Raw genomic sequence first — 13488 nt, 5'->3', positions numbered from 1 at the left:
CTACATGTACTGGCCCCCGTCCACGTGCACGACCGCGCCGGTGATGTGCCGAGCGGGGTCGGAGCACAGGAACACGATCACCGCGGCGCACGCCTCGGGCGTGCAGAGACGCCCGATCGCCGACTCCCTGGTGGCGGCTTCGATCACCTCGGCGGGCAAATCGCGCGTCATCGGGGTCGCCACCAGGCCGGGGGCGACCACGTTCACGTTCACGTCGTACTTGCCCAGCTCGCGAGCGAGCGACTTGCTCATTCCGATCATCCCGGCCTTGGACGCGGCATAATTCGCCTGCCCGAACTTCCCGCGCAGACCGTTGATCGAGGCGATGTTCACGATCCGCCCGCCGCGCTGCTCCCGGAACGAGCCGGCCACCGCATGGTTGTAGTTCCATGCCCCCTTGAGGTTCACGGCGAGCACGTCGTCCCATTGCGCCTCGGTCATCTTCCATACCGGGGCATCGGCGGTGACGCCGGCGCTGCACACCAGCAGGTCGAGCCGGCCGAAGCTCTCGCGCGCCTCCCGCACGACGCCGGCGGCGCACGCATGGTTGCGCACGTCGGCCTGGACGGGGCGCGCGCGCCGACCCAGGGATTCGATGGCGGCGATCGGCCCATTCGGCTCGAGGTCCACGATCGTGACGTCGCAACCCTCCCGGGCCAGCGAGGCCGCCACGGCCGCGCCGATGCCGGAGCCGCCGCCGGTCACCAGCGCCGCCCGCCCCTCGAGCCCGAGGTTCATCGCGCGCTCCTGCCGGTTGCGATCGCGCTCACGGCCGGGCCGCGACGCTCTGGAACTGGGGCGAGACCGCGTGGATCAGCGCCTCGTCCCAGGGATGACCCTGCGCCAGGAGCTGGCGAAGCTTGATGAAGTCGACCTCGCGATTCGACTTCGGTCCTTCGTCGAAGGCGCGGAACCCGGCCCGGCCCTCGGTCATCATGTTGAGCGCGAGCCACTCACGATTGGTGACGCTGGTGTTGTCCCAGTGCCACTGCTTGTGCTTGCGCAGGCTGCTGAGGGTCTTCGACACGCACTCGGGCATCAGCATCAGCAGCCGCGTGCACAGCTGGTCGACGGCCTCGTCCAGGCGGGTGAGGTCCGGCGTGGCGCGGGCCAACGTCTGCCGTGCGGCCTCGAGCTCCGCTCCGGTCTTGAACGTGCCGAACACCAGACGCCCCTCGGTGTCCAGCATGCGGTCGGTGATCACGAGCGGGTTCGCGATCCACGAGCCGTCGAGCCGCAGCGCGGGAACGACCTGGTTCAGCAGCCCCAAGTATTGCGCACGATGCGCGCTCCAGAGTTCGCACAACACCCCGCTCTCCATGGCCGCGGAGAAGCCGACGTAGAGCGGCAGGAAGTCGGTGGAGCCTCCGTCCGGCGCGGAGCCGTGCCGTGGGCCGGCCTGGCCGAACACCGACGTGTCCACCGCGATGCTGAAGTCGCACGCCATGCCGATCTCCTGCCCGCCCGCGACCCGCATCCCGTTCACGCGGTTGATGACCGGTTTGTCGCAGCGCAGGATCGAATCGATCATGTCGTTGAACAGCCGCATGTACTGCTTGTATTCCTGCGGATTGCCGGCGTAGTACTGCGCGTACTCGCGGGTGTTGCCTCCGGTGCAGAATGCCTTGTCGCCCACCGCCGTGAACACGACGGCCACGACCCGGCGGTCCATGCTGGCCTGCCGGAACGCGAGGATCACTTCCTTCACCATCTCGGTGGTGTAGCTATTGTGTTGGGACGGGTTGTCGAGGACGATCCAGGCGTTGAACAGCCCGTCCACCGGCAGACCGGAAGGATCGCGCGCCGGCCGCAGCTCGTAGCCGATATGGGTGTAGTTCCACTCGGGCACCAGGGTGTGGCTCTTCAGCATGGGACGATCCTCCGTTCCTGATCGCGGCTCTCGGTGTGCTCGCGCCGCGGGGTCCAATCGGGCTCGAGGATGGCTCGGCGCATCAACGCGTGGTCGGCGACCTGCTGCAGGATCTCGGCGCCCCGGCTCATCGGCCGGCGCTCGATGAACGGCTTGAGCGTGATTCGGCCCGCGGTCACGAGCTCGAGCGCGGCGGGATACAGCTCCGGCAGGCAGCCCCAGGTGCCCTGGGCCGTGGCGTCGAACGCCATCAGGTTGCTGAGGCGCAACTCGGTCTTCGCGAGAGTGAAGCCGATGACCACCAGCGTGGCGGCGTGGGTCAGGCATCCCCAGGCGGTCTGCTGCCCGTCGGGATGGCCGGAGCACTCGAAGATCTTCCAGCTGTGGGCGGGGCAGCCCCAGGCCAGCGCCTGCGACTGGATCTGTTTCCGGAGCGCCTTGAAGTCGGTGACGGTCGAGTCGATCGTGAGGCTGGCGCCGTGGCCGGTGACCGCCGACAAGCGCGCTGCGTCGACGTCGATGGCGACCACGTGGGCACCGAGCGCCGCGGCAATCTGGATGGCGTACGTGCCGACGCCCCCGGCGCCGACCACGATCGCCAGATCTCCCGGGACGAGACCGCTCCGCACCACCGCCTGGTAGGGTGTGGAGACCGCGTCGGCGATGACCGACAGCTCGGCGAGTTCGTAGCCTTCCCGTTCTTTCACGACGCACAGGCCGTTCGCCGGCACCGTGACGAACTCGGCGAATCCGCCGTCGGTGTCGTTCCCGGGCATCGTCTGGCGGCGGCAGGCGTTCCCACGGCCCGCGCGGCAGAGCTCGCAGTCCCCGCACGGCATGACCGCCGGCACGATGACCTCGCGGCCGATCAGGTCCCTGTGAGCGGGACCGGCGGCGGTCACGACGCCGCTGATCTCGTGGCCCAAGGTGATGGGAAGCCCGTGGCGGGTCGGCACGCCGTCCTTCCAGAAGCCGATGTCGGTATGGCAGACACCGCATCCCGCCACCTGGACCAGGGCCTCGTTCGGCCCCGGCTCGCGCACCGCCACCTCGGCGACCTCGAAGGGTTCGCCGGCGGCCCGAAGTCGAATCGCTTTCATGTCGTCCTCCCCCGGCGGGCGCGGCGGCCCGGCGCCGATCCGGCCCCGTCGTGTTTGGCCATCCCCTGCAGGAGGTGCTCCGCGTACTGCTCCCCCAGTTCGGGCGCGTGCAGCGCGCCCTCGGGCCGGTACCATCGGGCGATCCAGTTGATGGCGCCGAGGATCACGAACACCGCAACCTTGGAATCCACCTTGCGAAACTCGCGCTGGCGGATGCCGCGTTCGATGATGCGGCGCATGCCTCGCTCGTAGGCGTCGCGGGCGGCCATCAGCTCCCGCTGGAGGTCGGGCGAGAACGCCGTGACCTCGAACGCCAGCGGCGAGCCTTCGAGTGTCTCGGTCATCACCCGAACGTGCTCGCGGATGACGTGAGTGAGCTGGTCGCGAGCGGTCTCAAATGCCCGGGCCTCGCGCAGGATGCGCGAGAGCTCCGCGCTCGCCTCGCGATGACACTCGTGGAGGATGGCCTGCTTGTCGGGAAAGTAGTGGTAGAGGGCGGTCTTCCTCACGCCCACGTGCAGGGCGATGTCGTCGAGCGTGGTGGCGTGGTAGCCCTTGTTCCGGAAGGCTCGCAGGGCCGCATGGAGAATCTCCGCCCGCCGCCGTCGGCGCTTCTCGAGAATGCGGGGTGAGCCGGTCTCGGCAATCGATTCCTGGTCCATGGGCTCCTCCCCCCGCCTGTCCACGTTTCTAGAACCCGCATTATAAATTTGAACTCGAAGTCGAATTATGTCAAGACTGGATCTGACGGATTCGCCCGATCCGGGAGGCAGACCCCGGCCACTCGGAGGCCCGCGCGATCGGCCGGCCGCGCTAGACCAACCACCCGGGGACGAGGAGAGCGTCGCCATGCCGAGCGTCCACGTGACCGTCGAACGAGGCCTGGCCCGGGTGGAGTTGGACCGCCCCCCGCTGAACGTGATCGACCTGGGAAGCGCCACGGAGCTCGCCCTCGCGATCGAGGGCGTCGCGGCGCGGGACGAGGTCGCGGTGATCGCCGTGACGGGCCGGGGCCGGGCGTTCTGCGCCGGCGTGGACGTGCGGGACCACCTTCCCGACCGAGGGGCCGACATGCTGCGGGCATTCCACCACGCCTGCCTCGCTCTGCTCGAATCGCCCCAGCCGACGGTCGCGATCGTGCAGGGCGCGGCACTGGGCGGCGGCTGCGAGCTCACGCTGGCCTGCGACCTGGTGCTCGCGTCCGAGCGCGCGAGCTTCGGACAGCCGGAGATCAAGCTCGGCGTGTTCCCCCCACTGGCCGCCGTGGCGCTGCCGCGGGTGATCGCCTCCCACCTCGCGAGCGAGCTGCTGTTCACCGGGCGTATCGTGGGGGCGGCCGAGGCAGCGCGAATCGGTCTGGTGAACCGGGTCGTCGAGGAGTCGGGCCTGGCGGCCGCCGCCGAGGAGACGCTGGGCGAGTTGCTCGCGCTGAGCCCCGCGTCGCTCCGCCTCACCAAGGAACTGATGCGTCGCTCGCGAGGGTGGACCGCAGAGGACATCCGCGCCGCCGAGCGGTTCTATGTCGAGCGCCTCATGCGCACACCGGACGCGGTCGAAGGACTCGAGGCGTTCCTACAGAAGCGCGCGCCGCGGTGGAGCGGAACCGCTCCAGAACGGGCGGGCTTGTCGTGAACCGATTGGCGTGAAGACCCAACCACTCGAGTCGCGTCGTCCGTTCGCGCCGCGGCGAGTTGCCCGAGCGCGAACAAATCCGTGCGTGCATCCACGGACTCACCGCGTATCTGCTCAGACCGCTGCTTCGGACCGCAATTAGCCCCTATGGTGCGGATGGCATGACCAGGCGGATGAACGGCCTTCAAGGTCGTACTCGCCCGCCTCCTCAATCTCGCTGCGCTCGACATGGAGCGCTTCGTAATCGCTTCACGCGACACGAAGCAGGCAGATCCGACGCATCGCCGTCATGACACCGCACTGACACCCGTTCCTAGCGCATGGTGGCGTCGCGGAGTGCCGCCGAGAGCTGCTCGTGGCTGGGTGACACCAGGCACTTGGTCACGCGACCGTCGCGTCCGATGACGACGAACATCCCGGGCAGGGCGTGGTATGTGGCCGCGACCGTACCCGATTCGTCCAAGAGGGCCGGACAGGTGAGGCCGGATCGACGCATGCCGTCGCGGATGATGTCCGGACTCATAATCACCGCGATCACTACCGGCTCGACGCCGAAACCTGCCACACTCCGGAGAAGCTGCAGATCGTCGCCGGGCTGGAACGCAACCGCATCGAGCGTCCGGAAGTACAGGACCACCACGCGACCGCTTCGAGCGGAGAGCGTCCACCGGATCCCGGTGAGATCAGGCAGCGTGAAATCCGGGGCAGACGTTCCCTCGAGGGTGCGCCTGGGCGCCGTGTAGTCGAGGCTCGTAACCCGCCGTCCGGCCAGCGCCGAGGGCGCGAAGACGCTGTCCGGCACCGGCCCGTCGAACGCTAGGGTGACGTAGTCCGTCACCACCATGGTCGCAGTTCGGAGGCCAGGAGGAAGCAAGGCCCCGGACGCTCCGGTGAAATCCATGCGCGTCTCGTCGCGCAGGATGAGCGCTCGCTCGGCATCGATCCAGAACGTGATCTTCCAGCCGAGCGAGCTGGTCGTTTCCATGACGACGGCATCGCGACGCCTGCCATCCGCGACGACAGTTTGACGCCGCAGGAAGCGCGGCGACTCGGCCTCCAGGATCTCCGCCAGGCTGAGGAACCCGAGATTCATCAGCATCGGCTCGAGCGGAAACGTGCCGCCGGGTGCGGGGCTGCTGCTGTGCTGGCCCAGCGATCGCACGCTCTCGTGGAGGGTTTGGCCGTCACTGACCCAGAGCGCGTCGGGGCTCTCGTTGCGATACTTCCCGCCGGGGGCGGCTGCCACCACGTAAGTCTGGACGGCCTGCGACGAATGCTGCTTCGTCACGCCGGCCCGAATCCAGTAGCGCGTGGCATTCTGGTACCGCTTGGCCATCCGGTCGAACAGGGTGGCTGGCGAGGTTGAGCCGGATCCTGGCGGAGTCGAAGCGTAAGTCGGAGCGGCTCCGATCAGGAGGACACCGAGGGCAAGGGCTCGGAAGGCCCTCGCATGATCCAGATCGCGTCGCCGAATCCTTTCGGCGCTCCATTCGCCAGGAGCCTTGAAGTCACGCTTCTCCACACCGACGCCTCCCGGATACTGCGCAAACTCCCCCTGTTTATCGGCACGGGCCGCGGGAATGCCTACCCCCGGAAGGACGCGCTTTGACAGCACCAGTAACGACCGGACGCCAGGCTACCTGGCTGCTGTCGAGATGGCCTCGCGGATCTGGGCAGCCAGCTTCGTCGGATCCAGGTATCGCGCGCTCGGCAGCTCGTGGAGCTGATGCATGTAGTAGGAAGGTTTCGGCGGATGATTCGCGTTCCACTCCACGCCCGCCGGATAAACGAGGTAGACGTCCCACGCAAGCTCGTCCTTCAGTCCGAGCGCGGGCCTGAAGGCTTCGGCGACCTGCTGTCCCTCGACCCAATAGTGACGGACCCGTGCGTCGGGAAGGATCGTGGTGGCCTTGCGGGCGCCACGCAGGTTGTCCGTTCGCAGGATCGGTTCCCACACCGCATAGCCCTTCAACTCGTCATTCGAAATGCTTTGGAACACGGCCTCGTGCACCCGCCGGGCGCCGCGCTGGCACCCTGGTCAGGTCGGCGAGAGCAGCATCAGGAGCCGGGGGTGCGCCCGGTCTTCGTTGAACTGCCTGCGCAGCTCGGTGCCCGCGGTCGAGAGGTGCTCGACCCGTGTCGAGTCCTCGGCCAGGGCTTCGAGACGCAGGAACTCCTCGGACAGCTCGGCCGTTCCGACGCGACGAAGCACGATGGAGTCCGGATGGCCGCGTGTGTTCGCGACACCGGCGAGGACTTCCGAAAGCTCGCCGGTGAACTCGATCTCCGCGGCAGACAGCCGAAGAGTCACCTCTCGTCCCGCGAGGGTGACTTCGACGGGGTAGTCCGTCACTTCGAAGCTCGGTAGATCGAACTGTCCGGTCCAGCGTCCCGCCACGCGGTCGAGATCGACGATCAGGTCCGTGGTGTCGCCCTCTGCGTTCACGGTGAGCCGCCCACGCCATTGGCCCGCCAGCTTCGCAGCCGGCTCGCTGGAGCCACCCGGCCGCTCCGGGGAACAGCCGAGGCCGATGGCACCGAGAAGGAGCGATCCGATCCAGCACGCCGACGCGAGCAGACGGGCCGCAAGCGACCCATGCCGGGTGACCGGAGTCCGCCGCATCGGCCGAATCTACCTCATGGCGGAATGAGTGGTGGCCTGATCGAAAGACCGCCCGAAACGCTTCGGAAGACCTCCAGTGTCAGCCGTTGATGATCTCGCCGCCGTTCGGGTGCAGCACCTGTCCGGTCATGTAGGCGCCATCGTCACTGGCGAGGAACACGAAGCTCGGGGCGACCTCGGCGGGCTCGCCGGCTCGTCCCATCGGGGTGTCCGACCCGAAGGTCTTCACGTCCTTGCGCGGAAACGTCGACGGAATGAGCGGCGTCCAGATCGGTCCTGGCGCGACGCCATTGACGCGAATCTTGCGTTCGTTCAGCGCTTGCGAGAGCGAGCGGGTGAATGCCGTGATCGCTCCCTTTGTCGACGCATAGTCGAGCAGCTTGGCGCTGCCGCGATAAGCCGTGACCGACGTGGTGTTGACGATCGCGCTGCCCTCGCCGAGATGGGGCAGCGCCGCCTTGGTCATGAAGAAGAGGGAAAAGACGTTGGTGCGGAAGGTCCGCTCGAGCTGCTCGGCGGTGATGTCCTCGATGCTCGGACAGACGTGCTGCTCAGCCGCGTTGTTGACCAGGATGTCCAGCCGGCGGAGCTTCCGCACGGTGGCCGTCACCGCCGCGCGGCAGAAGCGTTCATCACCGACGTCGCCACTGATGGCCAGAGCGCGGCGCCCTTGCTCCTCGACCAGGCGCAATGTCTCGCGCGCGTCTTCGTGCTCGTCGAGGTACACGATCGCGACATCCGCGCCTTCCTTGGCGAACGCCACGGCGACCGCGCGCCCGATTCCGCTGTCCCCGCCGGTGATCAGCGCGACTTTGTGCTCCAGCTTCCCAGCGCCTCGCCGCTCGGGATCATCCACCTGCGGCCTGGGTCGCATCTGGGACTCGCGGCCCGGCTGGCGGTTCTGGTGCTGAGCTGGACGCAGCGGGCGCTTGGGCGATCGTTTTTGCGGCATGAGTGGATCTCGGTCCCGGCAACACGTGGAAAGGGGCGTACGCGTGCCCCTTTCCACGCTCGAAAATCGAGCGGACTACTTCTTCTTGCGGGGCTGCCCGCCGCCGCCCTGACGCCCCTGGCCGCCCTGGCCCTGGCCCTGGCCCTGGCCGCCCTGGCCCCCCTGCTGTCCCTGACGACCCTGCGAGCCGCCGTGTCCAGGCGCCTGACGTGAGCCACGATCGTCCTCGTTCTCCCAGTTGTCGTTCTGGCGGTCGTCCTCACGCCCGCGATTCACTTCTCGATCTCGGTTCGACATGATGGTCCCTTCATCGTGTTGATCAGTCCGGTTGTGCGACCTGTCCATGAGGGCCAAGCATCGGACGTACCACGGAGAAGGGTGGCATGTGGCTTGAGAATCCGCGTCATGGAAGAACGCGATCGGCGCCGCGTGTAGAAATGGAAGCGCAAAAATCACCGGCTCGTAAGAACGCGCTCTGAGGCTCGATTCGCTCTTTGTTCCTACGACGCTCCGTCCCCGGGGCTTCCGCTGGTGACAGGCAGATCCTGGAACGCAGGCTCGGGAACCCGCTGACGGCTGTACTGGAGCTCGTAGAGCCGAGCGTAGATCCCCCGCCGAGCCAGAAGCTCCGCGTGGGTTCCCTGCTCCCGGAGCTCGCCCTTGTGCATGACCAGGATTCGATCGGCGTCGAGAATCGTGCTCAGGCGATGCGCGATGACCAGCGACGTCCGGCTCTGCAGCAACCGGTGCAGCGCGGCCTGGATCTCGCGCTCGGTCTCCACGTCGACGCTCGACGTCGCCTCGTCGAGGATCAGGATGCTCGGGTCGTAGTGGAGCGCCCGGGCGAACGCGAGGATCTGCCTCTCGCCCATCGACAGCCAGGCGCCGCGCTCTCCCACCTCCTCGTCGAGACCACGCGGCAGACGGGCCGCGAGACGCTGGCCTCCGACCTCGGCCAGCGCGCGGTCGACCTCCTCGCCGGCGCGTGCTCGATCGCCGAAGGCGACGTTCTCCCGCACCGTCCCCGAGAACAGGAACACGTCCTGGAGCACGAGACCGATCTGCCGGCGCAAGGCGCGGGGCTCGATGGCGCGAAGGTCGATCCCGTCGACGCGGATGGCTCCACCCTGGAATTCGTAGAAGCGGCACAGCAGGTTGGCGATGGTCGTCTTGCCGGCGCCGGTGGCGCCGACGATCGCGACCTTCTCGCCCGGCGCCACCTTGAACGAGAGATCGCGCAGCACCCACTCCTCGTCCACGTAGGCGAAGCGGACATGGTCGAACTCCACCTCGCCGCGCAGCCGGCCGATCGCACGCGGCTCTTGCGGATCGGGAACGGCCGGCTTCGTGTCGAGCAGCTCGAAGATGCGTTCCGAAGCGACCATGGCCGACTGGATCATGTTGTATTTCTCGCTCAGGTCACGCACCGGCTGATAGAAGCGCTCGGCGTACTGGATGAATGCCACCACCACGCCGAAGGTCACCGCGCCCTGCAGGATTCCGCCGCCGCCGTACCAGAGGATCAAGGCGATCGCCAGCGCGCCGATGATCTCCACCGCCGGGAAGAACACGGCGTAGTAGAAGATGTTCTGCACGTGCGCCTGATAGTGCGCTTGATTGGTCTCGTCGAAGCGCCGGGTCTCCTTCTCTTCCGCGTTGAAGAGCTTGAGAATGTCCAGGCCTTGCAGGTGCTCCTGGAGGAAGCCGTTGAGCCGCGCCAGCCGGCTCCGCACCCGCCGATACGAGACCCGCACCTTGGCGCGAAAGATGGCGGTGGCGATGATCAGCAGCGGCACCGTGGTGAGCGTGACCAGCGCGAGCTTCCAGTCGAGCCACAGCATGGCGCCGATGATCCCGAAGAGGATGAAGAGATCGCCGAGCACCGCGACCACCCCCTGAGCGAACAGCTCGTTGAGCACCGAGACGTCCTGGGTCACCCGGGTGAGGATCTGCCCCACCGGCCGAGCGTCGTAGTACGACGGCGTCAGGGTGCCGAGATGGCGAAAGATCGCGAGCCGCAGATCGCGCATGGCGCGCTGGCCGACCATCGACATCATGTAGCTCTGCACGTAGCGAAGGGCGAAGGCCACGGCCAGAACGGCGATGTAGGCGGTGGCGATCACCAGGAGACCCTGCCCCGCCGAAGCCGGCAGCGCTCCGCGCCCGGACGCCGGCTTCACGTACGTGTCGATCGCGATCTTGGTCAGGTAGGGACCGGCAATCTCGAGCAGCGAGATGGCCGCGAGCAGGAACACCGACAGCACCACTTCCTTGCGGTAGGGCGCCAGGAAGCTCAGCAGACGGCCCGCCAGACGCCGGTCGTAGATCGCGCCGCGTGAGTCGACTTCGTCGGCCGCGGAATCGAATGGGCCGGCCATCAGCCTCGCTCTCCCGATGCTCGGGTCACAGCGCCTCCAGCTCTTCTACCATCTCTTCCCGATGGTAGAGATCCGCGTAGAGTCCGCCACGCGCGATCATCTCGTGGTGGGTCCCGCTGGCGACGATGCGTCCTTCGTCGAGCACGATGACGCGGTCCACCCGCAACAGCGCCGAGCGGCGGTGCGTGGCCAGCAGGATGGCCGGCTTGGGACGCAGCGTGAACAGGGTCTCGAGAATGCGCTCCTCGGTGCCCGGGTCCACGCTCGCAAAGGCATCGTCGAGGAGCAGCACCGGCCGCTGGAGCGCCAGCGCCCGCGCCAGGGCGACACGCTGCTTCTGTCCTCCGGAAAGCGTGATGCCGCGCTCGCCCAGCATGGTCTCCAACCCCTGCGGGAAGGACGCGAGATCGGGCTCGAGTCCCGCGCGGTGCGCGACCGAGACCGGATCGCCGGGCTCCTCGCCCGGCGCTCTTCCGAAGGCGATGTTGGCGCGGATGGTGTCGGAGAAGAGGAAGGTTTCCTGGGGCACGATGCCGAGCCGCCTGCGGAACGCGCCGCGCGGCCACTGCTCCGCCGGAACCCCGCCCAGCGAGATCCCGCCCTCGGTGGGATCGTAGAGCCGGGCGATCAGGTTGAGGAGCGTGGTCTTGCCTGAACCGGTCCGTCCGACGATCGCCACCGATTCGCCCGGCCGCAGCGTGAGGTCGACTCCCTGGAGCACCATGCGCTCGGTGCCGGGATAGCGGAATCCGACGCCCGCGAGGACGAGCGTCGTCTCCGTGGTCGGCGCCTGCTCTTCGGGTCGCACGTCGACCTCGGTGGGCAGGTCCATGATCGCGCGAATGCGGCCCATCGAAGCGGCCCCGCGCTGGAACAGGTTGGTCACCCAGCCCAGCGCCACCATCGGCCAGATCAGCATGCCGAGGTAGATCTGGAAGGCCACGAACTCTCCGAGCGTGATCCGGCCCCCGATGACCGCGGTTCCTCCCGCCCACAGCAGGATGGCCGCGGCGATGCCGCCGAGGAGCGACAGCGCCGGCCACATGGCGGACATGATGCGGATCATGGCGCGATTCTTTTCCGTGTAGTCGTCGTGCAGCGCACGGAACGCCTCGAGCTCCCCTCCTTCCTCGACATGGGCCTTGACCACGCGAATGCCGGCCAGCGTCTCCTGCGCCTTGGCGGTCACCGCGGCGAAAGCCGCCTGGATGGCCTCGTAGTGGTGGTAGAGACGAGCGCTGAGCCGCGCCATGAGCAAGGACAGCACCGGCAGCGGGATCAGCGCCAGCAGCGTGAGCGAGAGATCGATGCGGATCATCAGGAACACGGTCATCACGAACGTCGCGGCCGTGCTCGAGAAGTACATGATGCCCGGACCGAGGAGGTCGCGCACGCCGTCGAGATCGTTGGTGGCGCGGGACATGAGATCGCCAACCTTGCGAGCGCGATAGGCGCTGGCCGGCAGGCGAACGAGATGGTCGAAGAGATCGTTCCGCAGCTCGTACTCCATCCGTCTCGAGGTGCGGATCAGCGTCATGCGCATGGTATAGAGGAAGAGTCCCTGGAGCAGGACCGCGAGCAGGATCAGACCGGCGTCCCGCAGCAGCCCCTCGCGGGTGACCCCGGCCTGGATGTGATCCACGGCCTGCCGGACCAGCCACGGCGACCACACCTGGAAGAGCGTGGTGAGCACGACCGAGATCCCGCCCAGGATCAGGGCGGTCTTGTGGCGCCGCAGATACGGCAGGAGGTGGCGAAGAGGTCCGATGGCGATGACCCTGATTGGCGGAGCGTCGTGGTGAGATCGAGGCCGGCCAGATTAGCACGGTGTACGGTCTCAGGACGGACGCGTCCCGCTCGAAACCGCCGAGTCCCTGCTCTGGACAAACTCTTGAAGTATTGGCCTGTCGATTTCCTTTCGCCTCGTTCGTCGTGGAAGTAGAAGGCGGCTGAAGGGCCGAAAGCGACCACAAGGAGGAAGTCATGCGCTACATGGTGCTGGTCAAGGCAAGCCAGGAGTCGGAGGCCGGCGTGCTTCCGGACCAGGCATTGTTGAGGGAAATGAGCGCGTTCAACGAGCAACTCTCCAAGGCCGGGGTCCTGCTGGCGGCGGAAGGGCTCGCTCCCAGCTCCAAGGGCGCCCGGGTGCGCTTCGAGGGTGGCCGGAAGACCGTCATCGATGGGCCGTTCGCCGAGACCAAGGAGCTGGTGGCGGGATTCTGGATCTGGAAGGTGAAGTCGAGGGAGGAGGCCATCGATTGGCTGAAGCGAGCACCGTTCGACCAAACGGAGGTCGAGATTCGTCAGATCTTCGAAGCCGAGGACTTCGGTGAAGCCTTGACGCCCGAGCTTCGCGCCCAGGGAGAGCGGCAGCGCGCAAAGGCCGAGATCGACGCGAGGCGCTGAACCACCGGGCGGCCGAGACCGCCGAGGAGACCACGATGCGTTTCATGATGCTGATGATCCCGAAGGGTTACGAGAAGGCGGCGCCAGGAACCATGCCCGACGCCAAGGGCGTGGCCGCGATGATGAAGTACAACGAATCCCTGCAGAAAGCCGGCGTGCTGCTCGCGCTCGACGGTCTGCACCCCGTCTCGATGGGCGCTCGGATCTCGTTCGCGGGCGGAAAGCCCAAGGTGACCGACGGTCCCTTCATCGAGACCAAGGAAGTCCTGGGCGGCTACTGGATGATCCAGGTGAAGTCCAAGGAGGAGGCGCTCGAGTGGGCCTCGAGGTGCCCGGCCTCCGAAAACGAGGTCATCGAGGTTCGCCAGGTGATGGAGATGTCCGACTTCCCCGCCGACGTCCAACAAGCCACGGCGGGCTTTGCCGATCGCTTTGCCGAGATGCAGACACGCGCCGGGGAACGGCCGGAACGCTGATCCGGCTGGGGTTGCGCGAGGCGCGAGAAGTTGGTGTGATCGGTCGCCGTG

Annotated in this window: 14 protein-coding genes; 3 read left to right on the top strand and 11 right to left on the bottom strand. The window is 67.3% G+C overall.

Going from position 1 to position 13488, the window contains the following annotated elements; genetic code table 11:
- Genes fabG through VFQ05_01655 form a run of 4 tightly spaced genes read right to left on the bottom strand, consistent with a single transcriptional unit; the run spans position 1 to position 3632 of the window.
- Positions 1-738, bottom strand: coding sequence for a 3-oxoacyl-ACP reductase FabG (gene fabG / locus VFQ05_01670; GenBank protein ID HET9325458.1), 738 nt, complete (start codon positions 736-738; stop codon positions 1-3).
- A gap of 28 nt (positions 739-766) precedes the next feature.
- The gene (gene oah, locus VFQ05_01665) at positions 767-1870 is read right to left on the bottom strand and encodes a 6-oxocyclohex-1-ene-1-carbonyl-CoA hydratase (protein HET9325457.1); all 1104 of its coding nucleotides are present in this window, start codon (positions 1868-1870) and stop codon (positions 767-769) included.
- Positions 1864-2970: a 6-hydroxycyclohex-1-ene-1-carbonyl-CoA dehydrogenase gene (gene had / locus VFQ05_01660; protein ID HET9325456.1), complete on the bottom strand. Its 1107-nt coding sequence runs from the start codon at positions 2968-2970 to the stop codon at positions 1864-1866. Before had ends, oah begins: the two co-directional genes overlap by 7 nt.
- Entirely contained in the window at positions 2967-3632 is a 666-nt protein-coding gene (locus tag VFQ05_01655) for a TetR/AcrR family transcriptional regulator (GenBank protein ID HET9325455.1), read from the bottom strand. Before VFQ05_01655 ends, had begins: the two co-directional genes overlap by 4 nt.
- A 187-nt stretch (positions 3633-3819) precedes the next feature.
- Here VFQ05_01655 and VFQ05_01650 point away from each other — a divergent pair, with 187 nt between their 5' ends.
- A complete protein-coding gene (locus VFQ05_01650) occupies positions 3820-4602 on the top strand; it encodes an enoyl-CoA hydratase-related protein (GenBank protein HET9325454.1) in 783 nt (260 codons plus the stop codon).
- Between the two features lie 313 nt (positions 4603-4915).
- Here the strand turns inward: VFQ05_01650 and VFQ05_01645 are convergent, their stop codons facing one another.
- The 7 genes from VFQ05_01645 to VFQ05_01615 form a co-directional block, all read right to left on the bottom strand.
- Positions 4916-5890: a redoxin domain-containing protein gene (locus tag VFQ05_01645; protein ID HET9325453.1), complete on the bottom strand. Its 975-nt coding sequence runs from the start codon at positions 5888-5890 to the stop codon at positions 4916-4918.
- A 348-nt stretch (positions 5891-6238) separates the two neighbouring features.
- On the bottom strand, positions 6239-6601 hold the full coding sequence (locus VFQ05_01640) for a hypothetical protein (GenBank protein ID HET9325452.1): 363 nt from the start codon (positions 6599-6601) through the stop codon (positions 6239-6241).
- A 39-nt stretch (positions 6602-6640) separates the two neighbouring features.
- Positions 6641-7225: a hypothetical protein gene (locus VFQ05_01635; protein ID HET9325451.1), complete on the bottom strand. Its 585-nt coding sequence runs from the start codon at positions 7223-7225 to the stop codon at positions 6641-6643.
- 79 nt (positions 7226-7304) lie between these two features.
- A complete protein-coding gene (locus tag VFQ05_01630; protein HET9325450.1) occupies positions 7305-8177 on the bottom strand; it encodes an SDR family oxidoreductase in 873 nt (290 codons plus the stop codon).
- A gap of 75 nt (positions 8178-8252) precedes the next feature.
- Positions 8253-8474, bottom strand: coding sequence for a hypothetical protein (locus VFQ05_01625; GenBank protein ID HET9325449.1), 222 nt, complete (start codon positions 8472-8474; stop codon positions 8253-8255).
- Positions 8475-8677: 203 nt separating this feature from the next.
- The gene (locus tag VFQ05_01620; protein ID HET9325448.1) at positions 8678-10555 is read right to left on the bottom strand and encodes an ABC transporter ATP-binding protein; all 1878 of its coding nucleotides are present in this window, start codon (positions 10553-10555) and stop codon (positions 8678-8680) included.
- A 25-nt stretch (positions 10556-10580) separates the two neighbouring features.
- Positions 10581-12266 carry an ABC transporter ATP-binding protein gene (locus VFQ05_01615; protein ID HET9325447.1) on the bottom strand — a complete coding sequence of 562 codons (1686 nt, stop codon included), beginning with the start codon at positions 12264-12266 and terminating at the stop codon, positions 10581-10583.
- 272 nt (positions 12267-12538) lie between these two features.
- On the opposite strand from VFQ05_01615, the gene VFQ05_01610 reads away from it, so the two are divergent.
- Both VFQ05_01610 and VFQ05_01605 read left to right on the top strand, forming a co-directional pair.
- A complete protein-coding gene (locus VFQ05_01610) occupies positions 12539-12961 on the top strand; it encodes a YciI family protein (protein ID HET9325446.1) in 423 nt (140 codons plus the stop codon).
- Between the two features lie 35 nt (positions 12962-12996).
- Positions 12997-13437, top strand: coding sequence for a YciI family protein (locus VFQ05_01605; GenBank protein HET9325445.1), 441 nt, complete (start codon positions 12997-12999; stop codon positions 13435-13437).
- The last annotated feature ends 51 nt before the right edge of the window (positions 13438-13488 follow it).

The organism is Candidatus Eisenbacteria bacterium (genome assembly GCA_035712145.1).
GTDB lineage: Bacteria > Eisenbacteria > RBG-16-71-46 > RBG-16-71-46 > RBG-16-71-46 > DASTBI01.
Note: the sequence above shows the minus strand (reverse complement) of the source record. Positions and strands in the feature narration are given on the sequence as shown.